This window comes from Exiguobacterium sp. s89, from assembly GCF_018617735.1.
GTDB lineage: Bacteria > Bacillota > Bacilli > Exiguobacteriales > Exiguobacteriaceae > Exiguobacterium > Exiguobacterium marinum.
Genome location: NZ_JACSKS010000001.1, coordinates 898,418 through 925,367 on the forward strand (window position 1 = coordinate 898,418; position 26,950 = coordinate 925,367).

The 26,950-nt window shown below is 49.5% G+C and carries 31 protein-coding genes and 1 other annotated feature; of the genes, 5 read left to right on the forward strand and 26 right to left on the reverse strand.

Annotation, left to right across the window (positions count from 1 at the left end; translation table 11 throughout):
• Window positions 1–63: 63 nt before the first annotated feature.
• Genes nadA through KNO96_RS04615 form a run of 3 tightly spaced genes read right to left on the reverse strand, consistent with a single transcriptional unit; the run spans window position 64 to window position 3,362 of the window.
• Window positions 64–1,143, reverse strand: a complete 1,080-nt coding sequence (gene nadA, locus KNO96_RS04605; protein ID WP_214702394.1) for a quinolinate synthase NadA — start codon at window positions 1,141–1,143, stop codon at window positions 64–66.
• Window positions 1,106–1,975: a carboxylating nicotinate-nucleotide diphosphorylase gene (nadC, locus tag KNO96_RS04610; RefSeq protein ID WP_214702396.1), complete on the reverse strand. Its 870-nt coding sequence runs from the start codon at window positions 1,973–1,975 to the stop codon at window positions 1,106–1,108. Before nadC ends, nadA begins: the two co-directional genes overlap by 38 nt.
• Window positions 1,929–3,362 carry an L-aspartate oxidase gene (locus tag KNO96_RS04615; protein ID WP_214702398.1) on the reverse strand — a complete coding sequence of 478 codons (1,434 nt, stop codon included), beginning with the start codon at window positions 3,360–3,362 and terminating at the stop codon, window positions 1,929–1,931. The genes nadC and KNO96_RS04615 overlap by 47 nt, the downstream gene beginning before the upstream one ends.
• A gap of 95 nt (window positions 3,363–3,457) precedes the next feature.
• On the opposite strand from KNO96_RS04615, the gene KNO96_RS04620 reads away from it, so the two are divergent.
• The 4 genes from KNO96_RS04620 (at window position 3,458) to KNO96_RS04635 (ending at window position 6,682) form a co-directional block, all read left to right on the forward strand.
• The gene (locus tag KNO96_RS04620) at window positions 3,458–4,588 is read left to right on the forward strand and encodes a cysteine desulfurase family protein (protein ID WP_034771509.1); all 1,131 of its coding nucleotides are present in this window, start codon (window positions 3,458–3,460) and stop codon (window positions 4,586–4,588) included.
• Window positions 4,566–5,105, forward strand: a complete 540-nt coding sequence (locus KNO96_RS04625) for a transcription repressor NadR (protein WP_214702404.1) — start codon at window positions 4,566–4,568, stop codon at window positions 5,103–5,105. Before KNO96_RS04620 ends, KNO96_RS04625 begins: the two co-directional genes overlap by 23 nt.
• A 105-nt stretch (window positions 5,106–5,210) precedes the next feature.
• Window positions 5,211–5,789, forward strand: coding sequence for a DedA family protein (locus tag KNO96_RS04630; protein ID WP_214702405.1), 579 nt, complete (start codon window positions 5,211–5,213; stop codon window positions 5,787–5,789).
• Window positions 5,790–5,908: 119 nt separating this feature from the next.
• Complete coding sequence (locus KNO96_RS04635) at window positions 5,909–6,682, forward strand: NUDIX domain-containing protein (protein WP_026826461.1); 774 nt, start codon at window positions 5,909–5,911, stop codon at window positions 6,680–6,682.
• 43 nt (window positions 6,683–6,725) lie between these two features.
• On the opposite strand, the gene KNO96_RS04640 is transcribed toward KNO96_RS04635, so the two are convergent.
• The 14 genes from KNO96_RS04640 to KNO96_RS04705 form a co-directional block, all read right to left on the reverse strand.
• Window positions 6,726–8,000 (reverse strand): hemolysin family protein, encoded by a 1,275-nt coding sequence (locus tag KNO96_RS04640; RefSeq protein ID WP_214702407.1) that lies wholly within the window; start codon window positions 7,998–8,000, stop codon window positions 6,726–6,728.
• A gap of 39 nt (window positions 8,001–8,039) precedes the next feature.
• Window positions 8,040–9,329 carry a GTPase ObgE gene (gene obgE / locus KNO96_RS04645; RefSeq protein ID WP_026826463.1) on the reverse strand — a complete coding sequence of 430 codons (1,290 nt, stop codon included), beginning with the start codon at window positions 9,327–9,329 and terminating at the stop codon, window positions 8,040–8,042.
• Complete coding sequence (locus tag KNO96_RS04650) at window positions 9,330–9,770, reverse strand: Spo0B domain-containing protein (RefSeq protein WP_026826464.1); 441 nt, start codon at window positions 9,768–9,770, stop codon at window positions 9,330–9,332.
• Window positions 9,771–9,836: 66 nt separating this feature from the next.
• Window positions 9,837–10,118 (reverse strand): 50S ribosomal protein L27, encoded by a 282-nt coding sequence (gene rpmA, locus KNO96_RS04655; RefSeq protein WP_026826465.1) that lies wholly within the window; start codon window positions 10,116–10,118, stop codon window positions 9,837–9,839.
• Window positions 10,119–10,130: 12 nt separating this feature from the next.
• Window positions 10,131–10,466, reverse strand: a complete 336-nt coding sequence (locus tag KNO96_RS04660) for a ribosomal-processing cysteine protease Prp (protein ID WP_026826466.1) — start codon at window positions 10,464–10,466, stop codon at window positions 10,131–10,133.
• A gap of 3 nt (window positions 10,467–10,469) precedes the next feature.
• Window positions 10,470–10,778 carry a 50S ribosomal protein L21 gene (rplU, locus tag KNO96_RS04665; RefSeq protein ID WP_026826467.1) on the reverse strand — a complete coding sequence of 103 codons (309 nt, stop codon included), beginning with the start codon at window positions 10,776–10,778 and terminating at the stop codon, window positions 10,470–10,472.
• Between the two features lie 15 nt (window positions 10,779–10,793).
• Window positions 10,794–10,867, reverse strand: a sequence feature (ribosomal protein L21 leader region).
• A gap of 55 nt (window positions 10,868–10,922) precedes the next feature.
• Window positions 10,923–12,248, reverse strand: a complete 1,326-nt coding sequence (locus KNO96_RS04670) for a ribonuclease E/G (protein WP_214702409.1) — start codon at window positions 12,246–12,248, stop codon at window positions 10,923–10,925.
• Window positions 12,249–12,291: 43 nt separating this feature from the next.
• On the reverse strand, window positions 12,292–13,149 hold the full coding sequence (gene minD / locus KNO96_RS04675) for a septum site-determining protein MinD (RefSeq protein WP_051545985.1): 858 nt from the start codon (window positions 13,147–13,149) through the stop codon (window positions 12,292–12,294).
• A gap of 5 nt (window positions 13,150–13,154) precedes the next feature.
• Complete coding sequence (locus KNO96_RS04680; RefSeq protein WP_251125000.1) at window positions 13,155–13,823, reverse strand: septum site-determining protein MinC; 669 nt, start codon at window positions 13,821–13,823, stop codon at window positions 13,155–13,157.
• A 5-nt stretch (window positions 13,824–13,828) separates the two neighbouring features.
• On the reverse strand, window positions 13,829–14,323 hold the full coding sequence (gene mreD, locus KNO96_RS04685; RefSeq protein WP_051546024.1) for a rod shape-determining protein MreD: 495 nt from the start codon (window positions 14,321–14,323) through the stop codon (window positions 13,829–13,831).
• A gap of 1 nt (window position 14,324) precedes the next feature.
• The gene (gene mreC, locus KNO96_RS04690) at window positions 14,325–15,215 is read right to left on the reverse strand and encodes a rod shape-determining protein MreC (RefSeq protein WP_026826472.1); all 891 of its coding nucleotides are present in this window, start codon (window positions 15,213–15,215) and stop codon (window positions 14,325–14,327) included.
• A gap of 13 nt (window positions 15,216–15,228) precedes the next feature.
• On the reverse strand, window positions 15,229–16,266 hold the full coding sequence (locus KNO96_RS04695) for a rod shape-determining protein (protein ID WP_026826473.1): 1,038 nt from the start codon (window positions 16,264–16,266) through the stop codon (window positions 15,229–15,231).
• Window positions 16,267–16,464: 198 nt separating this feature from the next.
• Window positions 16,465–16,905 (reverse strand): hypothetical protein, encoded by a 441-nt coding sequence (locus tag KNO96_RS04700; RefSeq protein ID WP_026826474.1) that lies wholly within the window; start codon window positions 16,903–16,905, stop codon window positions 16,465–16,467.
• A gap of 121 nt (window positions 16,906–17,026) precedes the next feature.
• The gene (locus tag KNO96_RS04705) at window positions 17,027–17,224 is read right to left on the reverse strand and encodes a hypothetical protein (protein ID WP_214702417.1); all 198 of its coding nucleotides are present in this window, start codon (window positions 17,222–17,224) and stop codon (window positions 17,027–17,029) included.
• A gap of 256 nt (window positions 17,225–17,480) precedes the next feature.
• Here KNO96_RS04705 and KNO96_RS04710 point away from each other — a divergent pair, with 256 nt between their 5' ends.
• A complete protein-coding gene (locus KNO96_RS04710) occupies window positions 17,481–17,798 on the forward strand; it encodes a hypothetical protein (RefSeq protein ID WP_214702418.1) in 318 nt (105 codons plus the stop codon).
• 96 nt (window positions 17,799–17,894) lie between these two features.
• On the opposite strand, the gene radC is transcribed toward KNO96_RS04710, so the two are convergent.
• The 9 genes from radC to KNO96_RS04755 all read right to left on the reverse strand — a co-directional run bounded on the left by radC (window position 17,895) and on the right by KNO96_RS04755 (window position 26,949).
• The gene (radC, locus tag KNO96_RS04715) at window positions 17,895–18,524 is read right to left on the reverse strand and encodes a RadC family protein (protein WP_074037954.1); all 630 of its coding nucleotides are present in this window, start codon (window positions 18,522–18,524) and stop codon (window positions 17,895–17,897) included.
• A gap of 20 nt (window positions 18,525–18,544) precedes the next feature.
• Window positions 18,545–19,129 carry a Maf family protein gene (locus KNO96_RS04720; protein ID WP_214702419.1) on the reverse strand — a complete coding sequence of 195 codons (585 nt, stop codon included), beginning with the start codon at window positions 19,127–19,129 and terminating at the stop codon, window positions 18,545–18,547.
• 140 nt (window positions 19,130–19,269) lie between these two features.
• Window positions 19,270–19,977 carry a hypothetical protein gene (locus tag KNO96_RS04725; protein WP_026826490.1) on the reverse strand — a complete coding sequence of 236 codons (708 nt, stop codon included), beginning with the start codon at window positions 19,975–19,977 and terminating at the stop codon, window positions 19,270–19,272.
• The gene (pilM, locus tag KNO96_RS04730) at window positions 19,974–21,542 is read right to left on the reverse strand and encodes a pilus assembly protein PilM (protein ID WP_214702421.1); all 1,569 of its coding nucleotides are present in this window, start codon (window positions 21,540–21,542) and stop codon (window positions 19,974–19,976) included. Before pilM ends, KNO96_RS04725 begins: the two co-directional genes overlap by 4 nt.
• 12 nt (window positions 21,543–21,554) lie before the next feature.
• Window positions 21,555–22,307 (reverse strand): prepilin peptidase, encoded by a 753-nt coding sequence (locus tag KNO96_RS04735; protein WP_214702428.1) that lies wholly within the window; start codon window positions 22,305–22,307, stop codon window positions 21,555–21,557.
• Between the two features lie 98 nt (window positions 22,308–22,405).
• On the reverse strand, window positions 22,406–22,882 hold the full coding sequence (locus KNO96_RS04740; RefSeq protein ID WP_214702430.1) for a prepilin-type N-terminal cleavage/methylation domain-containing protein: 477 nt from the start codon (window positions 22,880–22,882) through the stop codon (window positions 22,406–22,408).
• A gap of 142 nt (window positions 22,883–23,024) precedes the next feature.
• The gene (locus KNO96_RS04745; protein WP_214702433.1) at window positions 23,025–24,242 is read right to left on the reverse strand and encodes a type II secretion system F family protein; all 1,218 of its coding nucleotides are present in this window, start codon (window positions 24,240–24,242) and stop codon (window positions 23,025–23,027) included.
• Window positions 24,243–24,248: 6 nt separating this feature from the next.
• The gene (locus KNO96_RS04750; protein WP_214702434.1) at window positions 24,249–25,286 is read right to left on the reverse strand and encodes a type IV pilus twitching motility protein PilT; all 1,038 of its coding nucleotides are present in this window, start codon (window positions 25,284–25,286) and stop codon (window positions 24,249–24,251) included.
• A complete protein-coding gene (locus tag KNO96_RS04755; protein ID WP_214702439.1) occupies window positions 25,279–26,949 on the reverse strand; it encodes a GspE/PulE family protein in 1,671 nt (556 codons plus the stop codon). Before KNO96_RS04755 ends, KNO96_RS04750 begins: the two co-directional genes overlap by 8 nt.
• Window position 26,950: the final 1 nt, after the last annotated feature.

Here is a 26,950-nt window from a genome sequence, read left to right on the forward strand (position 1 = left end):
GCATTTATTGTACCATAACGGACGACACGAAAAAAGGACAGGCGTTTACCTGTCCTGAAGCGATTACCGTGCCAGCATCCGTTCAAGCGCACGTTTCGATAATTCTGTCGTGTCAGCATCGACACGAATCACATTCACTGGATCGGTCTCGAGTGATTCAAGCGACCAAAGTAGATGTTGCAAGTCGATTCGATTCATCGTGAGGCACGGACACATGAACGGGTTCAATGAGACGATATCAAGATGTGGGTACGTGGCCGCCAAACGGTTGACGAGGTTCATCTCCGTTCCGACCGCCCATTTCGTCCCCGGCGCACTCGCATCAATCTTGTCGATGATATACGATGTCGATCCCGCCTCATCCGCTGCCTGAACGACGTCAAATGTACATTCCGGATGAACGATGATGCGGCGGTCCGGTTCGCGTTCACGAAACGTCTGAATTTGCGAGACGGTGAACTTCTCATGGACGGAACAGTGTCCTTTCCAAAGGATGACCCGAATTTGTTCGAGCTCGCCTTCCGCAACCAATTCTTCGTGAAGTGGGTCCCAGACGGCCATCGCATCGAGCGGGACCCCGAGGTCATACGCCGTGTTCCGACCAAGGTGTTGATCCGGAAGAAATAAAATTCGTTCGCCGGCCTCAAGTGCCCATTTGACAATTTCATGAGCGTTTGACGAAGTGACGGTCGCCCCACCGTGACGACCGACGAACGCTTTGATGGCCGCTGTTGAATTGACGTATGTTATCGGGATGATTCCTTCTCCAAATCGTTCCGTCAGTTCTTCCCAGGCAATCTCCGTCTGATCGATATCGGCCATGTCTGCCATCGAACAACCGGCGCGCATATCGGGCAAGACGACAATCTGGTCGTCCCGCGTCAACATATCAGCCGTCTCTGCCATGAAGTGGACACCACAAAAGACGATGAATTCCGCCTCGCTCATCTGTTCCGCGAGTCGCGCGAGCTGGAGCGAATCTCCTGTCGCGTCTGCGAACTGGACGACTTCGTCTTTTTGATAATGATGTGCCGGCAAGAACAGTCGCTTCCCGAGTCGGTCTTTGACTGCCTGAATCCGCGTCTCCATTTCTTCCACCGAAAGGTTAGCGTACGTTGGTGGAAGTGTTCCGAGTAGTTGCATATTTCATTCCTCCTTGTAAATTCATACTGCAGTCAAGCGCGCACACTGAATGGGTCAATTGCCCGAGGGAGATCACATCGATGCGAATTCCTTTGTATGCGGCAATCGAATCGAGCGTGATGCCCCCTGACACTTCGGTTTTGATATGACGTGGGATATACCGGACCCATTCTCTCAATTCATCCGGTGTACAATTATCAAGCATCACAATATCTGGATTCGCCGGAATCGCCTCTAAGAGCTGTGTGAACGTCTCGACCTCGACTTCAATCGGGGTCGTATGCCCCACTTTAGCGCGTGCGGCATGAATGGCCTCTGTCACACCACCGAGTGCGACGATATGGTTATCTTTGATCATGACGGCATCGTCGAGTCGGAGTCGATGGTTATAGCCGCCGCCGACACGAACCGCATACTTCTCAAGCATACGAAGGCCCGGGGTCGTCTTCCGTGTATCGGTCACGTGAATGGATTCGTCATTGAGAGAATCAACGCACTGACGTGTCATGGTCGCAACACCACTCACGTGTTGAATCACATTCAATAGGACGCGCTCCGTCTCTAAAAGGACACGTGTCTTTCCTTTCAAGACGATCAGTTCGTCGCCGATCGCGATTTGATGACCGTCTTCTTGGCAGAACAAGACATCAAACTGCTGAATCGTAGCAAGTTCTTGAACGATTGGTTTTCCGCAAAAGATCCCTTCTTCTTTCGCAACGATTGTTGCGACCGATTCATCATCCGGGTCAATCAACGCACTCGATAAATCGCCAAATCCGATGTCTTCAATCAAAAAGTTCTGCAGCTGTTCGCGTAGATAAATCGTGTTCATCATACCTCTCCATTTCAAGGATGCTTTGCGCGAGGAGACGCGCTGCATCGAGTTGTAAAGTTTGTTCACTTAATTGTCTTGTCACGTGTTTCGTCAAGGTCAATGATTGGGTATTTTGTAAGAAACATTTCATTTCTTCAAGACTTGGTGAGATTGTCAACCATTTACCGATTTGATGACGTAACGTTCGGAAGTCATCCGGTTTGATGTCGTAAGCCATCGTCTCACTTGACGTAAAGGATGAGTCATGTAACTGAAGCGCTCGCGCGACCCGTTTCCCGAACACCCAACATTCAAGAAGCGAGTTCGAAGCCAACCGATTCCTCCCATGGACTCCTGTATCCGCGACTTCACCGACTGCGTATAATCCATCAACGCCGGTTCTTCCCATGTCATCCACTTCGATTCCACCCATATGAAAATGAAGACCTGGACGTACCGGAATCCGGTGACGATCAATCCCAAGCTTGTCGCATGTCAAAGCGAGTTTCGGGAAGCGGTCTCGTAGTCGTTTCACTGTCGTCGTATCTAGATAAACAGGTCCCGCTTGTTCATTCAGGACCCGAGCCACCTCATCTCGAGGAGCGAGACTGCCAAGCGGATGATGCGCCATCACATGGTTTCCTTCCTCATCAACGAGTGTCGCCCCGGCTCCTCGGAGCGCCTCGGTCACGAGGTGAGGCTCATCGGTCGCCAGTAATGTGGGGTGAAATTGAATCCGCTGTAAGTGTGTCAGCTTAGCACAACATCGATTTGCCAGAACGAGACCATCGCCGGTCACGGTATGCGCGTTTGAAGTCCAATCGATCAGTCCACCAATGCCACCTGTCGCCAACACGACAGCACCGGCTTCAATGTGTAGGACTTCTTCTTTATGAAACGCCATCGCACCGACGACTCGTCCTTCTTTCATCACCAGGTCATGTACGAGGACGTGTTCGAGTATTTTCACGTTGTCTGACAACGACTGACGTAATTGTCGCATGACATGGCGACCCGTCTCGTCGCCACCGGCATGAAAAATTCGATGCGCTCGATGTGCGCCTTCTCGTCCGAGGGCATACTCGCCCTCTTCAAGATCAAATCGGACACCAAATCGCTCCATCTCTTCAATCGATTGACGACCTTCTTCGACGAGAATGTCTACTCGTGCTGAGCACGATGTCATGTTTGAAGCGAACATCGTGTCTTCTTTATGTGCCTCACTCGTCTCCTCAAGATACGAACTCGCAATTCCTCCTTGTGCCAAATCTGAGTTACTCTCCGTCACCCCGCCTTTTGAAACGAGGAGAACAGATAAAGAACCCGGCACATGCAAGGCCGTTGTGACGGCGGCAAGTCCAGTACCAATAATCAAAATGTCAGTTCTCTCTTTGTGTAAAGACACCTGTATATCACCTGTATTCCATATGTAATATTGACTTGTAAACTAGTTTCGCATAATTTTGTGTAGAAGACAACATGAGAAAAGGGGAGTCCATGATGAACCGCTACTTCGACTACGCCGCTACACATCCAATGACACATGCTGCATTAGACCATTACGTTGCTATGGCCCAAAACGTTTATGGGAACCCATCATCACTCCACACACAAGGATATATGGCTGAAGATTATTTAACTGAGGCACGACGTCTATTCAAACAAGCGCTCGGAATTGACGTCTTACGCGGAAAATTATTGTTTACCGGAAGTGGATCTGAGAGTAACTACATCGCGCTCACAAGTTTACGGAAACGTATGAAAGGCAAAGAAGTGATTACGTCTTGGCATGAACATGATTCGGTCTCCCTTCCACTTGAAGAATGGGAACGGGAAGGTGTGATTGTACATCGTTTGAAGTTAAAAGATGGAAAGTTTGATTTGGATCAGTTTACGCACCTACTTGACCGTGACATCGGACTCGTCACGCTCCAACACGTCAATTCCGACACAGGATGGGTGTTACCGCTTCATCACATTCAATGTTTACTGAAGTACAGAAAAATCCTCTTCCATGTGGATGGGGTGCAGGCACTCGGGAAAATCCCAATCTCTGTCGAAGGCATCGACGCCTACTCGTTCAGCGCCCATAAGGTCGGGGGACCAAAAGGCGTGGGGGCGCTTTATATGGAACGATTGATTCCACCGCCATACTATCCAGGTCATCATCAATATGGGATTCGTCCCGGTACGATTGACGTACCCGGAATCAGCTCTTTCGTGAAAGCACTCGGGGAACGACAGGAGCAATTGACGCGTTTTCAGAGAAATTTCATGGCGTTTCGTGCTATCTTGAAAGAGAAGACTTCAAGATATGTTAATTGGCTCGAGTTTGACGAACAAAGTCCCGCTATCTTTTCCTTCGTGTCACATCAACGCGATGGGCAATGGTGGATGACTGAGCTCGATGATCTCGGGTTCCAAGTATCGGCCGGTTCGGCATGTCGTGCCGGCCAGAATGGACCGAACCGCATGCTCGAAGCACTCGGATATGAAACGAGTGCCTGCCATGGACTCGTCCGTATTTCCTTCGGCGCACAAACGACCGTCGAAGACACATCGGCCCTCGCCGATGCCATCGTCACTTTAGCAAGGAGAGTCGAACATCATGAACAAACGTTTAGCCGGTGAAGAACGCCGTCGCACTTTACTTCAGCTGATTGAATCGAGCGCTGAACCAATCACAGGATCCGAACTCGCAAGGCACGTATCTGTTAGTCGTCAAGTCATCGTCCAAGACTTGTCGCTCTTAAAAGCGAAAGGTCATCAAATCATCGCCACAGCCCGTGGTTATGTCTATTTGCACGGGGACTTTACTCCGTCTACTTATTCGAAAAAGGTAGCTTGTCGTCACACTGCAAACGAGATGGAGGCAGAAATGAACGCCATCGTTGATGAAGGAGTCACGATCAAAGACGTCGTCATCGATCACCCAGTTTACGGTTCTATCACCGGTCAACTTATGGTGAAGAGTCGACGCGACGTTCGCGCATTTCTCGAACGTGTCAAAACACATGGGGCCTCCCCGCTCTCACAACTGACCGGGGGCTTACACATCCATACGCTCGAAGCAGATCATAAAGAGGCAATCGATGCTGCGGTGAAAGAACTCGACCGCCTCGGCATCCTCGTATCCGAATTAGATTGAAGGGACGTCACGAATATGTGACATCTCTTCTTTTTCTTTTGGTTCATGTCCGTTATACTGATGGATGGAACATCTTTCCTGAAACTTTTGAAAGGAGGACTTGTCATGAACGTTCTCGAGCATTTGCTTGCCGCATGCGGTGTCTTCAGCATCCCCATCGGTATCTTGATTCAATTCATCCCGAACGAACTCGTCCTCGCATACGGCGGCTTTCTCGTTGACTCACATGATGCGCCTTTCTTTCTTATGTTCCTACTGGCGTGGTTTTCATTCACGCTCAGTCAAATCGCTCTCTATTGGATTGGTCGGTACGGCGGTCGTCCCGTCGCCTTAAAACTGTATCGCTATTTTCGAATTCGGTCGGACAAGCAACTTCGGGCCGAACGATGGTTTGAGAAGTACGGGGCTTGGATCGTCTGTCTCAGTCTCTTTTGGCGACAGTTGTTCGCAGTGAGTGCCGGTGTGATGCGTCTGTCATTCCGTAAATTCTTGACAGTGACGACATTGATTTTTGCGGCCTGGTCCTTCGTGTTTATTCATGTAGGGATGATGCTCGGCAATAACTGGCGGATGATCGGTCACTTCATGGACAATGTTCTCCCATTCCTAGCATTTGGAATCGGCACGACCCTCGTCATTCGTCATTTTCGCCACCAACCAAAACGTTTGAAAGAATCCGCCTAAACGTGACGGATTCTTTTTTTGTTGGAAAGGGAAACGATGGAATCTGTCGAATAAGAACTATGTAAGCGAATTGCGGTCATACATTCAGGATACCGCACAACGAAAAAGGAGGAATCACCATGTTCCATCGTCGCAAAACGTATACGATTCGACCTGAACGCCTGCAAGAATTCACCGACTTTTTTCATACATACATCTACCCGATCCAAGCGTCCCATGGCGCTCGTCTTGTCGGACGCTGGGTGACGGAAGACAAATCTGAGGTCATGGCCTTATGGGAATACCGGGACCGTGAACATTATGAGCAAGTCGAACGGGATTACCGAGGCAGTGCGTTACGGCGAGAAGCGATGAAAAAACGAGCCCGTCTCGGAAAAGACTTGTATATCAAATCGAGCGAAGAGTTCATGATGCCGACGGGACATTATACGCCACCTCGTACCATCGTCTCTGTGACGGCCCATATCACGAACGAAGCGGGCGAGGTCCTACTCGTCAAAAACATGCATCGGAACGACTCGTTCGAAATGCCGGGTGGACAGGTCGAAGAACATGAGTCACTCGTTGACGCCATCCATCGCGAAGTGCGAGAAGAGACTGGTGCAGAAATAGAAGTGGAAGGCATCACCGGGATTTATCAAAACGTCTCATCCCGCGTCCTCTGTGTCACCTTCCGCGCGAAATATGTATCAGGTGAGCTCAGGTCGCAAGCAGGCGAGACGCAAGAAGTCGGGTTCTATCCGATTGATGCGGGTAACGTCGGCGACTATATCAAGCGGGAACATTTCCAAATGCGCTTCCTCGATGCAATCGACCCGATTTATATGCCTTACGCGATTTATAAAGTACGTCCATATGAATTGATTGAACGGATCGAACGCCAATCGGTATAACAAAAAAAGAGATGATTCGCTCATAGCGAATCATCTCTTTTGCTTATGCTTCTTGCATGTCTTCTTGCTTCGATTGGCCGGTCTCCACTAATAGCTTACGGACACGACGTTTTTCCACGTGGAGGACGGTGAACGTCATGTCTTCATACATGACTTGCGCACCTTTCTCCGGGATGTCACCGAGCAATTCAACGAACCATCCACCCATCGTGTTTGAATCGATGTCTGGGTCTTTGATTCCCATCTCTTCTGCGAACTCATCAACATCCATATCGGCCATACACTCATACACACCTTCACGAAGACGTCTGAGATAGACGACGGATTCGTCGTGCTCATCCCAAATATCACCGACAAGTTCCTCGAGCATGTCTTCTAGAGTGATCAAACCTGCTGTCCCCCCGAATTCATCGAGGACGACAGCCATGTGAGACTGTTTCTGTTGGAGAATCGGAAGCAGTTCAATCAGTTTTGTCTGCGGTGACACGAACGTGACTGGTCGAATGAGCGAACGGACATCGGTCACTTCATCTCTCATCATCGAACGCAAGAAGTCTCGCTCCGACAAGACTCCGATGACGTTGTCAATCGAGTCTTTATAGACCGGTAACCGTGAATGACCACCACTGAAAATCGTATCTTTGATCTCATCGAGCGTATCATCGATGTCGACGGCCAAAATATCAATACGCGGTGTCAGGACGTCATCTACGGAAATGTCGTTAAAGGCAAATGCGCTGTGCACAAGCTCAGCTTCCGTCTCGCCGAGAACACCTTCTTCTTCACCCATATCGACGAGCACTTTCAACTCTTCTTCTGTGACTGACGGCTCTTTATCTTTCATCCCGATGAGACGTAATGTCACATTTTTGAGACCTGTGAACACAATAGTGACCGGTTTAAGGATTTTGACAAGAAAGACAAGAATCCCGCTGATTGCGAGCGAGTACTTCTCTGCGAATTCTTTCGCGAGAGACTTCGGTAAAATCTCACCAAAAATCAAGATGAGAATCGTCGTTACGAATGTCGCAACAAGGAGTCCCGTCCCTCCGGTAAAGATCGTAGTCGCAATCGTAGTCGAGACCGTCGCCGAACCGATGTTGACGATGTTATTCCCGACGAGGATTGTCGAGAGCGTATCATCGAAATTGTCGACAAGGCTGAGGACGCGCTTGGCGCCTTTATCCCCATCCTCTGACATTCGAATCATCCGCACTCGGTTCACACTCGATAAGGCGGTCTCAGATGACGAGAAGAACGCTGACAATAGAATCAAAACTGCATATAGAATTAAACTTGACGAGGGCACAGGGTCCACGTTAGCTTCACACTCCGTTTCTTCTTAACAAATAATTTTTTACTCCACAAATTCGAATTCGAAATCGAGGATTGCGACGACGCTACCGTCTTCGGCACCCAATTTACGAAGATCGTCATCGACGCCCATCTGACGCATTTGACGAGCAAATCGCTTGATTGACTCATCATGGTCGAAGTTCGTCATCTTGAAGAGCTTCTCGATACGTGGTCCCGTGATGACGAAGCGTTCGTATTCATCGATGTGGATTTGATAACCTTTTTCTTCCTTCTCATAACGATACACGACACGAGGCGTCGCTGTCTTCTCTTCAAGCTCATCGAGTGGGAATTCAGGCGTCGTATCGACGAAGTTCGCCACTTCAATCAACAAGTTGCGAAGACCATCTTGAGCGAGTGCAGAGATTGGGAAGACTTTGACATCGTCCCCTACCTTCTTCTTGAACTCTTCGAGATGTTCCTCTGCGTCCGGCATATCCATTTTGTTCGCCACGACGACTTGTGGACGCTCGAGGAGGCGTAAGTTATACGACTCGAGCTCACGGTTGATTGTCGTGTAGTCCTCGAACGGGTCGCGTCCTTCCATTCCGCTCATATCAATCATATGAACGATGACTTTCGTCCGCTCGATATGACGCAGGAATTGGTGACCGAGACCGACACCTTGACTCGCTCCTTCAATGAGACCAGGAAGGTCGGCCATGACGAAGCTACGATCGTCCGCTGTCTTGACGACGCCGAGATTCGGTGTGATCGTCGTGAAGTGGTACGCCCCAATTTTAGGACGTGCAGATGAAACGACCGAGAGTAGCGTAGACTTTCCGACAGACGGGAAGCCGACGAGTCCGACATCAGCGAGTAATTTCAACTCGAGACGTAACTCGCGCTCTTGACCTGGTTCTCCGTTCTCTGCAATTTCAGGAGCCGGGTTGGCTGGTGTCGCGAAACGACAGTTCCCCCGTCCACCACGTCCACCTTTGGCAATCGTTGCTTGTTGTCCGTGCTCTGTCAAATCGGCGATGACCGTATCCGTTTGTGCATCGAACACGATGGTACCAGGTGGAACTTTGACGATGAGCGGCTTCGCTTTACGTCCGTGCATCCCTTTTGACATCCCTTTTTCGCCATCATAGGCGATAAACTTCTTCGAATAACGGAAATCAACGAGTGTACGTAACCCTTCTTCTACTTCAAAGACGACATCTCCACCGTGACCACCGTCACCACCTGCAGGTCCACCATCTGGGACATACTTCTCGCGGCGGAAGGCAACCATACCTTTTCCGCCGTCTCCAGCTTTTACAAAAATATTAACCTGATCGACAAACATTTATTTCCCCTCCTTTATGTGAAACGTAGTACTATCTACGTTCTGTTCGTACACATCGGCTGATGGGTTCACACCTGCCGGGACAGTGCCCGTGACGCGAACCATCAGTCCGTCCGTGAACGTCACATGAATCGGCCCGTCCGTGTCTTCTAGTAAACGGACAAGCATCTCTGCCACTCGCGCGTCATCGATGGCAAGTTGGTCGGTCGAAATCGTATACGTCATCCGTCCTTCCCAATTCGCTTGAATCACGACAAGGCTCGTCTGCGGCACGTTCAGACGAACGAGCGCACTCTCCTCGTCAGCCTGTTTCCGATAGCGTTCGTAAAGTTCCTCGAGCTTAGTCGGATCGAGTGCCGCATAGAGTGAGATCAATTGAAGCCGATTCATCCATTCGTGACGGACGGTCGATAAGAGCTCGAGTGTCTGTTCTGAATCCATTTGATCCTCTCCTAGAAAAAAAGACTCTAACCAAAAAAGTGGCTAGAGTCTTCTGCGTCGTTCAACTTACGCGCCTGGGTAAACGCTCACTTGTTTCTTGTCGCGACCAAGACGCTCATAGCGTACTACGCCGTCAACTTTCGCAAACAAAGTGTCGTCGCCACCACGGCCAACGTTTTCACCTGGGTGAATCTTTGTACCGCGTTGGCGGTAAAGGATTGATCCAGCTGAAACTGTTTGTCCGTCAGCGCGTTTTGCACCGAGACGTTTCGAAATTGAGTCACGACCGTTTTTAGTCGAACCAACTCCCTTTTTCGAAGCGAAGAACTGAAGGTTCAATTGTAACATGAGGTCCACCTCCTATTGTTCAATTTGGATATATTCACCGTAGCTTTGGGCGATCGTGTCTAACTGCACGAGCATCCCTTCTAATAACAGTTGGGTGCGTTCCATATCCTGCGGTGATAAGTCAGGATACGTCTCGACATAAAAGTAACCACCCTCTGTTTGATCTGCCATTTCTACAAGAAGCGATTGACCCGCAAGCGTTTCGACGGCGTTATAGGCACCAAATATGATGGCTGAAACACCGGCGCACACCAAGTCAGAACCAGGTTCTGCAAAGTTGGCATGACCAGTCACTTCGACAGAGCGAATCAAATTCGCTTCGTCTCGTCTTACCTTGACCCGAATCATAGCTTACGCTTCGATTTTCTCGATGCGAACTTTCGTGTAAGGCTGACGGTGACCTTGCTTACGACGGTAGTTTTTCTTAGCTTTCATTTTGAAGACAGTGATCTTCTTAGCGCGGCCGTGTTTTACCACAGTACCGACAACTTTAGCTCCTTCTACGAGTGGAGCGCCGACTTTAACATCGTCACCACCAACAAAAAGAACCTCACCGAATTCTACAGAACCTTCGACATCAGCATCGAGTTTTTCGATGTAGATCTCTTGACCTGCTTCAACTTTGATTTGCTTACCACCAGTTTTGATGATTGCGTACATATACGTGCACCTCCTTGTTAAACTCAGACTCGCCATCCTGGGCAGGGCAAAAACCTTTAAAAACCCGTTCTGTGCGGTTGTAGCCATTTGGGTGCTTCCAAACGAACTAACGTTATAGATAATACCATTCTCAATTATTCATTGTCAACGACGAGATAAGAAATTCTGACATTCTGCGGACGTTCCATAAAACGCGAACTCTGGATTCCCTTCAACGAGGTGCACCTCGATGTCACATTCGTGCCAAGAAGCATCGTGCCACTTTTTTGGTAGCGAGAGTACGACCGCTTCATATTGATCGTTCAAATCAAGTAGTGCACGTTCGAACTGTGAGAAGATGGCCAGTTTCGAAGGCTTGCCGGCATACGACATTCGATCTTGAATCGAGCGTCCCGTCCGTTCTCTCGACAATTCGAACAAGCCCATTCGTGTGAATCCATACACCTCGACACGTCGCGGATCACGCGCCCCAAGTTCTTTCATCTTTTTTAGAAGACGGGTCTGACCTTCTTTCGAACCGCGCAAGAAATCAATACTGATCATGCCTCCGATGTTACGCAAGCGCAACTGCTCCATGATTGTGTAGAGGGCGGCCTCGTTAATCGTGTCGGCTGCTCGTCCTTTGTCTTTGACGGCAACGTTCTTTCCGCTATTCACATCGATGACGGTCATCGTCTCGACTTGTTCGATTAGGACGAATGCCCCTCCGTCTAGCCAGACGACACGACTCTCGAGCTTCTCGATTGCGCCGTCGAGACGTTTCGCCTCAGGCATTCGTCCTTTCCCGATGTGACGTTTCACGGGGACGTCCAATCGTTCGATTCGTGTTTGTCCTTCTTTGTCATTCAGGAGGACCGATTCGACCACATGGCGTCGTACGAAGTGTTCACATAGTAACTCATCTTGTCCATAACGCTGATCAATCACAACAGTCGAACGTTCACGAAGAAGGTTCAGTTCTTCCTGTAAAGCATCAGGTGCCACTTGCCCGGCTTCCGTCCGAAACAGGACCCCTTCCTCTTCTGAAAGCTCGAGCACCTTCGAGAGACGATCCTGCGTGACGAGGTCAAGCTTCCGACTAAACAATTTCCGCCGACCAAACGGGAAGTAGACGAGATAGCGTCCGCCGAAACGAATATTTTCTGTCACTTTATGATGCTTACCGTTGATTCCTTCTTTCGTCACTTGGACGAGTCGCTTTTCCCCGACGATAGCAGCCTGACCGATTGCCGGCACCTCTGGGTAAGAGGCGAGCGCACGGAGCGTCTCTGCGATCGGCAGGAAGAACGTCGTCTCACCGTCCGTCAAAAAGGCTGCACCGAGCGACGGATGAATCCGTTCGATTGCAGCTTCGACGATCGTACCGACCGACAGTTGGTCGACAAACCGTTCCTCGACTTCAAGTAAACGTTCTCCGTCCACGAGCATCGCCCGCTCAACCGAAGGGGTGCGTTCATAGATTAACTTCATGTGCATCACTCCTTTCGACAGAAAAAGGCAACTTTCGTTGCCTTTACACTTTTTTCATTCCAAACTTCATCATCAGTTTTGCCCAGAAGCCGACCGGTGCCGCGTCCGTCTGAATCGACATGAGCGGGACCGATTCGCCGAGGATACGGCGTGTGATGTTCCGGTACGCCTGTCCGGCATAGTTATCTGGGTTCATCGTGACCGGGACCCCGCGGTTTGCAGCAGCAATCACTTCCTCATCGTCAATCACGACGCCGAGCAGGTCAATCGAAAGAATCCGCATGATGTCATCGATGTCAAGCATATCACCTGACTCGACGAGGTGATTCTTGACTCGGTTGACAACCAGCTTTGGTGCATCGATATGCTCCGCTTGTTCAAGCATCCCGATAATCCGGTCTGCATCCTGAACAGCTGCCTTCTCAGGTGTCGTGACGACAATCGCCTCATCCGCTCCAGCAATCGCGTTCATGAATCCTTGCTCAATTCCTGCAGGACAATCAATCAAGACGAAATCATATTCCGTCTTCAACTGGTCGACAATCTCCTTCACTTGCTCGGGATTGACCGATGTCTTATCTTTTGACTGTGCTGCCGGGAGTAGGTACATCTCCTCGAACCGTTTGTCACGAACGAGCGCCTGGTTCAATTTACACTGCCCTGTGATGACGTCGACGAGGTTATAAATGCTCCGGTTGTCGAGTCCGAGAATGATATCGAGGTTACGTAATCCGATATCCGTGTCGACGAGACAGACCGAGTGACCAGACAAGGCGAGCCCCGTCCCGATGTTCGCGGTCGTCGTTGTCTTACCGACGCCCCCTTTTCCTGATGTCACGACGATGGCTCTGCCGTTTTTCACTTCTTTTTCTGTATGTACAGGCTCCACTACTTGCTCCATTCCACTCACCCTCTCTGTAATTCCATTGCATATGCGTCTTTCAGACCGGTCATGACGTGCCGGAGACGTGTCATCTCAATCCCGTCACTCGACTGATACGCACAACCCATCTCGATTTCAGGAAGTTCCTCCTCGTCGTCGGAGGTGAGAACATGTTCGCCGATTGCTAAAAATTTCGGATGGAGCAGGCTCGCGGTAATCACCGCTTCTTCCCATCCTTCGACACCCGCACGTACATTTCCTCGTATCGTTCCTAAACAATAGATACTTCCTGTCGCCCGGACTTCTGACCCGGGATTGATATCCCCAATCACGAGCACAGAACCATCAAACGTCAGGACTTGCCCGCTACGAATCGTCCCACTGTGATAGTGGAACGTCTTTCTGCCGTACGTCGCTTTCGCTTCTTCCGTCAACATGACATCGCTCGACAAGTCTTCAATATAAAAAACGCCATGACGAGCGACGACCTCACGAATTTGACGTGACAGCTCCTCGTCAAGATAACGAGTACCCGCATGCAACTTCAGGGCAATCTTCCCGGACGGCGGCTCCATTTCTTGCAATGTCGCTTCTAAGTCCGTAAGCACCTCGTCGATGCCACTCTTCGGATTGAAGTGAATGGCAATGCCGTTGCGATGTCCTTTAATCGTAATGTGTCGTTTACGCTCCATCATGGCTACCCTCTTTTCACAACAGGTCGTGTCGTCACGTATCGCGTCATCGGATAATAAAGAATCACGATGGCGATGGCATTGACAAACATCGTCCCTGGAATCTGTTCAACCAATAGTGTTTGAATTGTCATCAACGTCCCACCAATCGCCGCCATGATCCCGTAAATCGAAACGGTGAAAACAAGAATCATAAACGTAAATGTGATGGTGACGGAGAAAAAGTTCTCACCTATATATTTTAACACGAAGCTGGCTAAGAGAGGAATGAGTGAAAAAGTAAATACGTAAATTCCGAGCAAGTCGGTGTAGACGATGTCATACAGCAATCCGAATACAAGACCAAACCCGAGCGCCGTTTCCCATCGACCGTACAGACTGACAAACATCAGTCCGATGAGCGTCAATAAGAGAAACGGCGTCGCATAGTGCCAAGAGAAAATCGATGCCCATGTTCCTTCAATAAGAAAAAGGAGGAACAGGGCGATGAACACTTTCATGTTACTCACCCGCTGCTCCTCCTTCCTCGGGACCCGTTAGAAACGGTTCGTCTAGTGTCCGATTAATCACGTACATTTGTGAGAACTCATTGAAGTCGGCCTCCGGTTTAATTCGGGCGACTTGTGAGACCCCGTATTCGTCCGTCTCAATCGACTCGATTGTACCAATGACGAGTCCGGCCGGGTAGCGTCCCCCGAGTCCAGAAGTCGATACGAGTTCTCCTTCTTTCAACTTGACGCTATTCGATACTTTCGTGAAGAACAATTCGTTCGTTTCGGTATCGAATCCGTCAATCGTTCCATATGTCGCTTTTCCATCCGCATCTTTGACGACAGCCGAAACGTTATTCGTCCGATTGTTGTCGCTGAGCAACTGAACTTGTGACGTATAGGCACTCGTCTGGATGACACGACCGACCATCCCACTTGCCGCGGTTACGGCCATGCCTTTCTCAACGCCTCGTTCTGAACCGACGTTGATAGTGACGTAGCGTTGCCAATCGTTCGGTGTACGACCGATGACTTCCGCGGGAATGAGGTCGAAGTCACGTAACGACTTGTCTTTCGCTTCGACCATCTTTCGAAGTTCCTCATTCTCACGACGCAAATCATCCGCTTCAACCGATACCTCGGCGTACTTCGCCAAATGTTCTTTCAGCTGGCGGTTCTCTTCGTAGATATCGCGGACGTCTGAGATGGAAGAGACCGTCGAGTCCATCCATCCGATTGGTACCGCGAACACTCGCTGGAACGTGCCGACCACATCACGCGTGACGTCTTGGTACCAGGCTGATTCCGATCGTCCTCGAATCGAAACCCCTAAAATGACAAAAAACAAGATCAGTACAACTAGCGTGATGATGAGCTTTTTATTACGTACGAATCGGCTCATCGTGTCTCACCTCTCATCGCCGTGACGAGATGCCTGATTTCGAACGGAGGACGTCCATCATTTCAAGAGATTTCCCTGTACCAATCGCAACGCAGTCGAGTGGTTCATCCGCAACGAGTGTCGGGATGTGTGTCTCGTCTGAAATCACGTCGTCCAAGTTTTTAAGGAGCGCGCCGCCACCAGTCAAGACGATTCCGCGGTCCATCACGTCAGCTGCGAGTTCAGGAGGTGTTTGTTCGAGCGTCTGCTTGACACCTGCTAAAATCGCTTCGACCGTATCCGAAAGTGCTTCACACACTTCTGTAGATGTGACTTCGATTTGTTTCGGAAGTCCTGTCACGAGGTCGCGACCACGGATTTCCATCTTTTCCGCTTCGTTCGATGCATCGATGCGCGCCGAACCGACTTCCATTTTGAGCGTCTCGGCCGTACGTTCCCCGATCATGAGGTTGTACTTGTTTTTGATGTAACGAATAATGGCATCATCCATTTCGTCACCACCGACACGAATCGATTGGCTTGTCACGATGCCGCCGAGTGAGATCACTGCGACTTCGGTCGTTCCGCCACCGATATCGACGACCATCGAGCCAGTCGGTTCCCAAACCGGGAGGCCTGCACCGATTGCTGCCGCGAACGGTTCTTCGATCGTATATGCTTCACGAGCTCCTGCTTGTTTAGCTGCGTCTTCGACGGCACGTTTTTCAACAGACGTGATACCGCTCGGGACACAAATCATGACGTTCGTCTTCGATGCGAACAAACCGCCTTTTGATTTTTGAGCTTGTTCCATGAAGTATTTAATCATCGTTGCAGTCGTTTCAAAGTCAGCGATGACGCCGTCTTTCATAGGACGACGTGCAGAGACGTTCCCTGGAGTACGTCCAATCATATCTTTGGCCTGGTTACCAACGGCCTCAATTCTTCCTGTATCAGTGCGGAACGCCACGACGGACGGTTCACGTACAACAATTCCTTGACCTTTTACATAAACGAGCGTGTTAGCCGTTCCAAGGTCGATTCCGATTTCTCGGTTAAAACTACGAAACATAGGTGTTGCTCCTCTCTTCGTTACACTATTTTTTATTATAACGGAAAAATCATGTTTGAAAACGTTCATTCGATTACAGGTTATTTACAATAACCGCATCTCAGTCCTGTCTCACCGTCTTTTAGTTTGCCTTCTTTTCGGTAAAAAGGCAAATCAAAAAAGCAGACGCGAGTAAGCGTCTGCCTAAGAAGAGAACGGTTACAATCCTGGTTGGAGCGGGATGAGTAACATCGCCCCGTAGAAGAAGACCGAGAAAATCAATACTGGTCGAAAGAAGCGGGACGGTTTCAGGCGTGTCGCTCCCGCCAAAAAGCTCGATGTCGTCACGACGAAAAGGTAGATGCCGACGTACATGAGCATGAGGCGGACGAGTACCGTCCACATGCCGAGTTGGTCGATTTCGTTAAAAGAGAGCACAATTAGACCAATATAAGCGATGAGCGATAGAGCACCGACCCCGATGCCGACGAGCGGTGAGACACGGTCGAGCCAATGGTCCTCGTCGAACCGAAGGAAGAGCACCGTACTTACAAATAAAAACAAGATAAACAAGACAATCGAGAAAAGTGTCGGTTCTAAGTGTATGTAGCTGACGAATAGTGACATCCCGATCATCAAAACCCAAATGATTTTTTCCATGTTGAACACCTCATTTATCATTTTACCAAAGTCACTTTCCCGAATGGAGAAAACTGTATATTCTTTTTGAGGTTGTCATACCTTTTAATCTTTAGTCGAATGACAGTTTAGAGGTCCCTGTTCATTCAGGCCTTCCATTCGAATGTTGTGATGTTTCTTCTTCACCAGAATAAATCATCCACAAACTCAACATCAAACAAATCAATCCGCCTAGCCCAGTCGTGATCAAGGACAATTGCTCACCAAAAAATGATTTACTGACTGATAAGAAAATGAGAAACACCCAACCGATCACATTCCATACCGTAATACGCGACATTCGGTAACCCCCTATGAACAAACTCATACATCATCATTCCTACTCTATTCAAATTCTACATCTCCATTTATCATTTTCCAACTATATCCAAAATTTAATGAGGTTATACGCATTATCCGAAATCGGTACAATTGAATAATGAGTGAAGATAATATGTTTTTAATCTATTTGAAACTTAACTGTAGATGAGTAACCCTAAGCGAATTAGGAATCGTTAATAATGTGGTTCAACAATTTTTACAAAGGAGGATTTATAGTGAAAAAGAAAATTTACACGTCTTTATCCATAAGTGTCATCATAATCATTGGAGGATGGTTTCTCTATATTGATTCGAAGAAGGAACAATTAGAAGAAATGGTGTACGAACATTTAGTGGAAGATAAACAAGTCCCTAAAGATGAAATCATGAGTATTACCGCGTTTAATGCAAACCTTCCAAATGAAAAAAATTACTTAGTGAGTGTCAAAATAATAAATGATCCAAATACCTATTACTATTATCGAGCGTCGAACGGCTCCATAGCTCTTGAATCTTACACGGACGAGAACAATGTAGAACATGTATCTCCTTAGTCCATAAGAGTTTTTGACTCGTTATATTCTAGACTTCTATGAAAATGTGAATGAAATCAATCAAAAAAGCAGACATCACGATGCCTGCTCTACTCCTCATCCATTCATATATCCCCGCTGCTTCATACTGACATAATGGTCCTCCCCGATGATGACATGGTCGAGACAGGCGATGCCGACGATATTGCCCGCTTCGACCAAACGTTCAGACACCTCGATGTCTTCCCGACTCGGGGTCGCGTCCCCGCTCGGATGATTGTGAACGGCGATAAAGCACGCCGCCGACAACTTGAGCGCTTCGCGGAACACATCGCGCGGGTGGACGATGGACGAGTTGAGCCCTCCGACGAACAACGTCTTCCTCGCGATGAGCTGATTTTTTGTGTTGAGATACAGACAGACGAAATGTTCTTGATTCAACAGTCTCAATTCATCCCGCAACAACTCATACGCGTCTTGCGGTGAACGAATCGTCGGCATACTCACTTTCGGTTCCTCGACGTACCGAATCCCAATCGTAAACGCGGCCAGGAGTTGCTCTGCTTTCTTCTTCGTCATCCCTTCGATTTTGCACAAATCGTGGACGGACGCTTGCGATAACGCCCGTAACGTCGGGTACACGTCTGAGATGCGGCGTGCCGTCTCCATCGGATCAGGTCCCCGTCCCCCGATTTGAAGCAATCTGGCGATGGCGGTCTCTACACTACGGTCAAGCACCATGGTCATTCCTTCACCTACTTTCAAGTTCACAGGAAGCGAGGCGTCACCCCATGCCGTTCGAGCGTCTTGACGAGCGGATGGATCGGTAATCCGACGACATTATAAAAATCCCCTTCGATTCCTTCGACGAAGAGACCACCCGACCCTTGGATGCCATACGCGCCAGCCTTATCGTAGGGCTCTGTCGAATCCAAATAATCCTCTAGCCATGTTTCAGGAATCTCGGCGAACGTCACATGCGTCGTCGTGACGAATAAATCTTGAGTCGCACCGATGATACTCACACCCGTCAGCACTTCATGGGTCGAACCGGATAATCGTTCAAGCATCCGTTTCGCATCCTCCCGGTCTGTCGGTTTCTCCAAAATGACGCCGTTCAAAACGACGACCGTATCCGCACCGATGACGATGGCATCCCGGTGATGCCTTGCCACATCCATCGCTTTCTCTCGAGCGAGACGAGCTACATAATCATTCGGTGTCTCCCGACCGTCCGTCCCTTCCGTCACGGTTGATGGGATGACCTCATGTTCGATTCCTGCTTTCGTCAATAGCTCGGTGCGTCGTGGTGACATCGACGCGAGAATGACACGCTTCTGTGTTGAATTCATTGTATCGACTCCTTCTCTTATTCTAAAACGGGGTTCCTTTCCGTTTCATTCTTCTCTGTTGATTGTAGGCAACGTGCCTCTTGAACACAATCATCCGTGGCGAAAAAAACGTCCCCTCAATTGAGAAGGGACGTGTCGACTCATGGTGTCGTATAGTCGTATACCGGGATATCCTTTTGTTCGAAAGCTGGTTCCGGAATGTAGCGATCTGGAACGAGCTGATCGAGGTCCGGGCGATAGAAGGCATCGAGCTCCACTGTAAACTCGAGCGACTGCACTTCTTCAATCGTATTCGGTCCCGTCTCAGCGGGTCCGGTGAATTGGACCGTCCGCAACACGTGAATCCGATTCATCGACTCGATTGACTCGAGGAACGAGACGAGCGCTTCATACGTCTCTGCTTGCAGGTTGACCGTCGAACGGACCGTAGATGCGTTGACCGGGGCAACATCCGTCGGTTCAGCCGGTTCGTTCGTCGCACTCACATCAGCCGGATTGAACGGCTCGACCGTTTCTGGTACTTCTGACTCGGCTACCACGCCATCCGCGAATGCGATGCTCGTCACGTTGACACCCGCAAGAAGACTTGCCTGTGACAACGCTTCGACGACCGTGTCGAGGGCAGGCATCGTCGGAACGCGTGTCTGAAGCGTCTGAGAGTCCGCTACGTCAACAGCCTTCCCTTCTTGACGCAACAACTCCAGTTTTGTCTGCTCGAGCGAGAGGTCGCGTTCAAGCGCTTCGACCTCACCTTGTTTGACGTAATACGTATATCCGAAGTAAGCCGGTGCGATGATTGCGACGAGGAGGCAAATCGCAAATAACGCATAGATTGTCGAACGTTTCATTGACTCACCACCTCCTCATTCGTGTCCTCTTCTTCCGTCAATTCTTCCTCTACGTCCTCGAACATGAACGTGAACTCGCCGATGTAGCGTGGGAGCGGATCCTCTTCGCGCGAGTTCGGTTCTTCTACATCTACATCCGCTTTCAACTCCGTCGTCACACCGAGGAGTTTGACGTCGAGGAAGCGCTCGTCGGTCATGAGCGAGCGTTGGAATTCATTTAAATCCTCTAACGTCTCGAACTGAGTCCGTACGCTCATGATGGAACCGTCTGCGTAGTTATACGTCAAGACGTAACCCGTCGGCGGCAATTGTTCGGTCAACGCGCGCAGTGCCGGCACCGCGTCCTTCTCCATGTTGGTCAACGCCGTCACGGTTTGGTCGAGCGAGACCACTTGCTGCGCTTTCGAATTCACCTGTTCGGTTTGATAAATTTGAACGAGCTGTAACTCTTCTTCGATTCGCATCTGTTCTGCTTCCAATTGGTCGACCTCATAGTACAAGTATCCGGCCGCCCCACCTCCGATAAGAAGCGCGAAGAGACCCGTCACGATCGGCCAGCGAAGCGTCACATCGGTCGAGTTGATGAAGTTCGTATCCCGATCTCGTTGAAGCGTCGCCATACCAAGGAGTGGAAGCATTTGATGCGATAACGGTGTCGCATGCGCGATGGCGAGCGGTTGCTCGATACGCGTCACTGAGACGAGTGACTCTGACTGAATCATACGGACGAGGTCATCGACTTCCGGGACAGTTCCCGAAACGTATAACTCATCGATGGCCCGTCCATCTGTCCGTAGCGAATAACGATAGAAGTCGAGGAAACGGGCGAGTTCGTTCAGCCAGTCATCCAGTTGATTCGCCTTCATCTCGCCTGTACCATCATATGTATACGTCACGACCCCGTCTTTCGTCCCTACCTGATACGGAAGATCCAATTCAATGGAACGAATGAAACGAATTTGTCCTTCTTCGAGCACAAGCAACTGATGCGAAAATGGTGTGATATGCCAAAGAAGCGTCGACTGGAACGGGTCGATCTCCGACAAGCGCATGACCCCGTTGGCGACCGCGACGGAACGTGGTGTGATCTTCTTCAAGGCGAGACCACGTTTTTTCATATAAGAACGGAGCGACTTCGTCAATTCAATAGAAACGGCATGTAACATGACGTCCGTCTTGACCCCATCTTCTCCTAACACTTCATAGTCGAACGACACGTCATCGAACGGCAAGATGATCGAGCTCCCGATTTCCATGAAGAGATAGCCGCGAATCTCGTCCTTCGGAATCGAGGAAGGAATCTCGACTTTCCGTGACAACACCTCGGTCTCGTCTAACGCGACCGCACACGTCATCCCACGACGGACTTTCAACTTGCGACAGAGCTCATCGAAAGCGAGCGTAAACGCCGTCTCATCAAGAATCTTACCTTCTCCGTATGTATCTTTTGCTAACTGAACCGAGGCGCTTCGTTTGAACACCCCTTGTTTGATGACGGCCCCGTGGATGCTGAGTGCATCAAACGAAAAATACGCGACCGTCCCTTTCTCTATCCCACGACTCATGATCGTTTCCCCCTACATCAACTCAAAATACCAATCAAAAAAGCTTTCACTAAACCAAAACGTCAACATCGTCCCGAGCGCGATGGATGGCACGAACGGAATCGGCTGTTTTCGTCCAATTTTCTTTGTCATCATCAACCCAATGCCGACGACCGCACCAATCAAGCTCGATAGAAATAAGGCGACGAGCACGTCACGCGGACCGAGCACAAGACCGATCATAGTAAACAATTTGACGTCGCCTGCCCCAAGTCCCCCTTTTGACAAGAAAAATACGGTCGCCAGGAGCGAAAATCCGAGGAGTGCTCCCGCAAGTGGTGTCCACCAGGATGCTCCAGTAATGTATGTAAGGACGAGTAGCACCGGTGCCGTAATGCGCAAGATGACGTTCGGCACGAGCATTGTCGATAAATCAGACATCGCCAGCGCCAGGAGCGTCGACAAGAAGGCGAACGCGAGAAGCGTCGTCACACTGAAGCCATAAAGTGAAAAGCTATAGCCATATCCGATGGCACCGAGCAGCTCAAATATTGGATACGTCGGCGCGATCCGCTCGCCACATCCGCGACATCTGCCTCTTAAAGCAAGATAGCCGAAAATCGGGATGAGTTCCCACGGTGACAATTCGTGACCGCAAGACGGACAATGTGACCGCGGCGTCACGATTGATTGCTGGCGTGGCACGCGGAGCCCGACGACGTTCGTGAACGACGTGATGACCGCCCCAAGGACGATGCTATATAGGAATCCAATCAATTCAATCAAGGAAGGATCCTCCTTTTGTCAGTATATGCCAAAAATAGAAAACCGGCTAGGCTGAGCGAGTGCCCAGCGCCAGCCGGAGTGATGTTTTGCTTTATAGGTTATTTAACATCTTCTTTATCTAAATCACCACTTGCAATCGTTCCAGCTGCTGTAGCGGCAGTTCCAATATCTTCTGCTCCATCTAGCCATACCTGGTACTTGTATTTATTATTTGTACCTTTAGAAACATAAACAACACCATTTGTATAATTTGTGCCAAATGGGTCTTTCATCGTATCAATCATATTCGAACCATCTACCTCTGTAGCACCTTGAGTTCCAACAAAACGAATTACCGTTCCGTCAGCAACATCATTCGAAGCGACGTACAACTTCGCCGCACTGACCATCTGCTTCGCATCGGCTACCATTGCATCCTTTTTCGAGTTCTCAATGATCCCACCAATCGCAACGACTGCGATGGCTGCGATAATCCCTAAAATAACGACGACGACGAGTAACTCGACGAGTGTGAGTCCGCGCTCATCTTTTAACTGTTTAGCATCTTGCCAAATCATTTTCAACTTTTCTACCATGATTCATTCTCCCCTTTTGTGTAAAGTACTGTGATTAAACTAGATGAATTACTAAAGACCTAATATAGAAGTAGAACAATTTTACTATACCTTCAAAATATAGTATTGAAAAGGTATATTTTCAAAAGCCTGCATATTCTTTCTACTGATTCTGAATATCCCCATAAATTTGGAACATCGGGACGACAATCGAGATGACGATGACTCCGACTACGCTCGCAAGTACAACGATGAGAAGAGGCTCGATGATCGACTTCAATCGGTCGGTCGTCGTCTCGACCTCGGTCTCATAAAACTCCGCCACTTCGTTCAACATCGAATCTAAATCCCCACTCTCTTCCCCGACCGCAATCATCTGGGTCATAAGTGCCGGAAAGTTCGAGTTACGCATAAGCGGTTCATGGAGCGGCACCCCTTGCGCCATCATGTCACGAGCCTCCATCAGTCCTTTTCGGATGACGCGGTTTGATACGATGCGCTCGGTGATTTCAATCGCCGTCAAAATTGGGACGGCCGCCTGTAAGAGAACGGCTAAACTTCGTGTCAATAACGCAATTTGAGACTTCATCACGATCGTCCCGAAAATTGGCATCTTTAGTAGCAACCCATCGATAACGAACCGCTCCCGATCCCGCTTCAACATCCAAGTGAAGGTGAGGACTCCGAGAATCGCGAGTCCGAGCAACAGCCACCAGTAGGCAGCGATGAAGTCAGAGACCGCGACGACGATTTTTGTGATAAGCGGTAGCTCACCACCGAGTTGACCGAAGATACTCGCGAACGTTGGAACGACGTTCACCATTAAAAAGGCGACCACACCGATGGCGACAATCGAGACGACCAACGGATAGGTGAGAGCGGAGATGACTTTCCGCTTTATATCATATTGCTTTTGGAGTTGAAGCCCGATTTGGTCGAGCGCTTCCTCTAAGTTACCGCTCGTCTCCCCGGCGAGTGCCATCGAACTAAAGAAGTTTGAGAAGACGCGCAGATGTTTTTGAATCGCGACGGAATAGGCAATCCCTTCTTTTAAATCATCCTCGATCTGACTAAGTGCTTTCTTCAACACTTTCGATTCAGTCTGTACCCGTAAAATCGAGGTCGCCCGAACGATTGGGACACCTGCCCGGATGAGCGTCGCAAACTGTCGAACGTACATGATCAGGTGTTCAATCTTCACACGTTCCGGAAGTAAATTCACTTCCATATTCAGTCCGGTCGACTCGAGCTCGGATAGGTCTGTCACGAGAATCGATTCTTGACGCAATTTATCTTTCGCCTCCCGAAGTGAGACGGCCGTGATGCGCCCTTTCTTGCGTTTCCCGTTCAATAGTTTCCCTTCATACTGGAATATCGCCATCACTCATCACCTCATCTCTTCTGTCGGGACGGCGTTTGGATTGATGATTCCTTGCCGTACCAATTGCTCGATGGCAGCATCCATCGATTGCATCCCATTTTGGCGACTCGTCTGGATGACGGTCGGCAATTGGAATTCTTTTTCATTTCGAATCAAATTGGCGACAGCCGGATTCCCTAACATGATTTCCATGGCGGCGACACGGCCTTTAGGCACATCGATCCGAGGAAATAACCGCTGACTGACGACCCCGAGAAGGACGTTGGCGAGTTGCGTCCGGATTTGGTCTTGTTGCTCAGCTGGGAACGCATCGATGATTCGGCTCACGGTCGACATCGCACTCGATGTATGGAGCGTCGCCATGACGAGGTGACCCGTCTCTGCCGCCGTCATCGCCGTCGAGATCGTCTCTAAGTCACGCATCTCCCCGAGCAAAATGACGTCCGGATCTTGACGTAAAGCAGCCCGCAACCCGCTCACGAACTTCATGACATCGGAGCCGATCTCCCGTTGGTCGACGATGCTTTGGTCATGGGAATGCAAATATTCGATTGGATCTTCTAACGTGATGATCCGTTTTCGCTGTGTCCGGTTGATCTCATGAATCATCGCCGCAAGCGTCGTTGATTTTCCTGAACCGGTCGGACCCGTCACAAGGATGAGACCGTGCGGCTTTTCAATCAAGCGCTTCAACACCGTCGGAAGGTTCAGCTCATTCAATGTCGGGATTTCCCCGGAAATGGAACGGAATGCGATGGCAATCGTACCCCGTTGATAGTAAGCATTGACTCGAAAACGCGAAACGCGTGGAACACCGAACGAGAAGTCAAGATCCCGGTCACTCTCTAAACGTTCCCGCATGTCCTCCGTCATAATTTCTTTTAAATATCCTTCGAGATGATGAGGCAATACCTTTTCCTCGCCCATCGTGATGAGACTCCCATCTACTCGAATGATCGGAGGTGAGCCTGCCGTCAGATGAATGTCTGAGGCACGTTTCTCGACCGCATTCGTCAAGATGACTTCAATCGATTGATTAATCATAAGCATTCTCCGTAATGACCGTTCGTAATATTTCTTCTGTCGTCGTCAAACCGGCGGCGACTTTTTCTAACCCATCGGCAAGCAGGAACGTTGCGCCTTGCGACTTGGCGTAATCGACCATCTCGGACTCGGTCGCTTGGTTCATAATCATCCGACGCAAACCCTCATCAATCGGAATGACTTCATGAATGGCAAGACGACCCCGATAACCCGTGAAGTTACATGAGGTGCATCCTTTTCCACGAACGACTTGTTCGATGTGAACCCTTTCCGCTTCAAACAGACTCTGTTCACTTTTCGAGACTGGTTCGGCATGCCCACAGTCACGACAGACGCGTCGAACGAGACGTTGCGCGACGAGCCCGGTCGTCGAAGCGGCGACAAGAAATGGCTCGACGCCCATATCGACGAGACGCGTGATGGAACTGATTGCTGAATTCGTATGTAGAGTTGACAGGACGAGGTGACCGGTGAGCGAGGCACGAATGGCAATCTCAGCCGTCTCGGTGTCACGTATCTCCCCGACCATGACGATGTTCGGGTCTTGTCGCAAAATTGAGCGAAGACCTGACGCAAACGTCAACCCGACTTTTGAATTGACCTGGACCTGGTTGATGCCATCAAGTTGGTATTCGACCGGGTCTTCAACCGTGATGATGTTCTTCGTCTCATCATTCAATTCTTTCAACGATGCGTATAGTGTCGAGGACTTCCCTGAACCGGTCGGACCGGTAATCAGGATAATGCCATTCGGACGTTTCAGCATGTCGCGGTACGACTGTTCGTTTCGTTCACCGAATCCGAGTTTCGTCAAATCGGTCAGTCCTTGTGATGAATCAAGGACCCGAATAACAATCTTTTCCCCATACATCGTCGGGAGCGTCGACACCCGGAAGTCATAGGCCCGGTTGCGCAGCGTATACTTGATCCGACCATCTTGCGGCAGACGACTCTCCGTAATGTCAAGGTTACTCATGACTTTGAGACGCGTCAGCATGACGCTTTGAATTTTCTTCGGGTAGACCGTTTCTGTCCGTAAGTCCCCGTCGATCCGAAAACGCACATGAAGTTGTTTCTCGTGCGGATCAAAATGAATATCCGATGCACGTTGGTCAATTGCACTTAAGAACAGTTGGTTCACGAGTCGGATAATCGGGGCATCATCTCGACTAGCAGTCTCTTGACGCTCAATCTCTGGAGCATCCTCTTTCAAAATTTCGATGAGCGAATGGTCCATCTCGTAGTAGCGACTGATCGTCTTTCGAATTTGCTCTCTCGTCGCGATTCCGAGTTCAATATTCATACCCGTCTGTAAACGAATGTCGTCAATCGCAATCAAATCGAGCGGGTCAGCCGTCGCAATATGGAGCGTATTCCCGTTCAACTCAAATGGCATGATGTCGTGTTTTTGCGCCAACGCTTTCGGCACGAGTTTCGTGACCGTTACATTAATGTCATGGGAATACAATGCAATGATTGGAACTTGCAACTGTTCATGAATCATTTGAATCAACTGCGTCTCCGTAATATGGTTCAGTCGGATCAGCGCATCACCAAGTTTTTCTCCGGAACGCTTTTGTTCGAGTGCCTCATCGAGTTGACTTGTCGTAATGAGTCCTGCTTCGATGAGCATCTCACCTAATCTTCGTTTCGTTCGTCTCACG

Excerpts from the sequence above, each read along its gene's own strand:
- nadA (WP_214702394.1), bottom strand. The coding sequence starts at position 1,143 with ATGCAACTACTCGGAACACTTCCACCAACGTACGCTAACCTTTCGGTG.
- nadC (WP_214702396.1), bottom strand. The coding sequence starts at position 1,975 with ATGAACACGATTTATCTACGCGAACAGCTGCAGAACTTTTTGATTGAA.
- KNO96_RS04620 (WP_034771509.1), top strand. The coding sequence starts at position 3,458 with ATGAACCGCTACTTCGACTACGCCGCTACACATCCAATGACACATGCT.
- KNO96_RS04625 (WP_214702404.1), top strand. The coding sequence starts at position 4,566 with ATGAACAAACGTTTAGCCGGTGAAGAACGCCGTCGCACTTTACTTCAG.
- KNO96_RS04630 (WP_214702405.1), top strand. The coding sequence starts at position 5,211 with ATGAACGTTCTCGAGCATTTGCTTGCCGCATGCGGTGTCTTCAGCATC.
- KNO96_RS04635 (WP_026826461.1), top strand. The coding sequence starts at position 5,909 with ATGTTCCATCGTCGCAAAACGTATACGATTCGACCTGAACGCCTGCAA.
- obgE (WP_026826463.1), bottom strand. The coding sequence starts at position 9,329 with ATGTTTGTCGATCAGGTTAATATTTTTGTAAAAGCTGGAGACGGCGGA.
- KNO96_RS04650 (WP_026826464.1), bottom strand. The coding sequence starts at position 9,770 with ATGGATTCAGAACAGACACTCGAGCTCTTATCGACCGTCCGTCACGAA.
- rpmA (WP_026826465.1), bottom strand. The coding sequence starts at position 10,118 with ATGTTACAATTGAACCTTCAGTTCTTCGCTTCGAAAAAGGGAGTTGGT.
- KNO96_RS04660 (WP_026826466.1), bottom strand. The coding sequence starts at position 10,466 with ATGATTCGGGTCAAGGTAAGACGAGACGAAGCGAATTTGATTCGCTCT.
- rplU (WP_026826467.1), bottom strand. The coding sequence starts at position 10,778 with ATGTACGCAATCATCAAAACTGGTGGTAAGCAAATCAAAGTTGAAGCA.
- KNO96_RS04670 (WP_214702409.1), bottom strand. The coding sequence starts at position 12,248 with ATGAAGTTAATCTATGAACGCACCCCTTCGGTTGAGCGGGCGATGCTC.
- minD (WP_051545985.1), bottom strand. The coding sequence starts at position 13,149 with ATGGAGCAAGTAGTGGAGCCTGTACATACAGAAAAAGAAGTGAAAAAC.
- KNO96_RS04680 (WP_251125000.1), bottom strand. The coding sequence starts at position 13,823 with ATGGAGCGTAAACGACACATTACGATTAAAGGACATCGCAACGGCATT.
- mreD (WP_051546024.1), bottom strand. The coding sequence starts at position 14,323 with ATGAAAGTGTTCATCGCCCTGTTCCTCCTTTTTCTTATTGAAGGAACA.
- mreC (WP_026826472.1), bottom strand. The coding sequence starts at position 15,215 with ATGAGCCGATTCGTACGTAATAAAAAGCTCATCATCACGCTAGTTGTA.
- KNO96_RS04695 (WP_026826473.1), bottom strand. The coding sequence starts at position 16,266 with ATGTTTCGTAGTTTTAACCGAGAAATCGGAATCGACCTTGGAACGGCT.
- KNO96_RS04700 (WP_026826474.1), bottom strand. The coding sequence starts at position 16,905 with ATGGAAAAAATCATTTGGGTTTTGATGATCGGGATGTCACTATTCGTC.
- KNO96_RS04705 (WP_214702417.1), bottom strand. The coding sequence starts at position 17,224 with ATGTCGCGTATTACGGTATGGAATGTGATCGGTTGGGTGTTTCTCATT.
- radC (WP_074037954.1), bottom strand. The coding sequence starts at position 18,524 with ATGACCATGGTGCTTGACCGTAGTGTAGAGACCGCCATCGCCAGATTG.
- KNO96_RS04720 (WP_214702419.1), bottom strand. The coding sequence starts at position 19,129 with ATGAATTCAACACAGAAGCGTGTCATTCTCGCGTCGATGTCACCACGA.
- KNO96_RS04725 (WP_026826490.1), bottom strand. The coding sequence starts at position 19,977 with ATGAAACGTTCGACAATCTATGCGTTATTTGCGATTTGCCTCCTCGTC.
- pilM (WP_214702421.1), bottom strand. The coding sequence starts at position 21,542 with ATGAGTCGTGGGATAGAGAAAGGGACGGTCGCGTATTTTTCGTTTGAT.
- KNO96_RS04740 (WP_214702430.1), bottom strand. The coding sequence starts at position 22,882 with ATGGTAGAAAAGTTGAAAATGATTTGGCAAGATGCTAAACAGTTAAAA.
- KNO96_RS04745 (WP_214702433.1), bottom strand. The coding sequence starts at position 24,242 with ATGGCGATATTCCAGTATGAAGGGAAACTATTGAACGGGAAACGCAAG.
- KNO96_RS04750 (WP_214702434.1), bottom strand. The coding sequence starts at position 25,286 with ATGATTAATCAATCGATTGAAGTCATCTTGACGAATGCGGTCGAGAAA.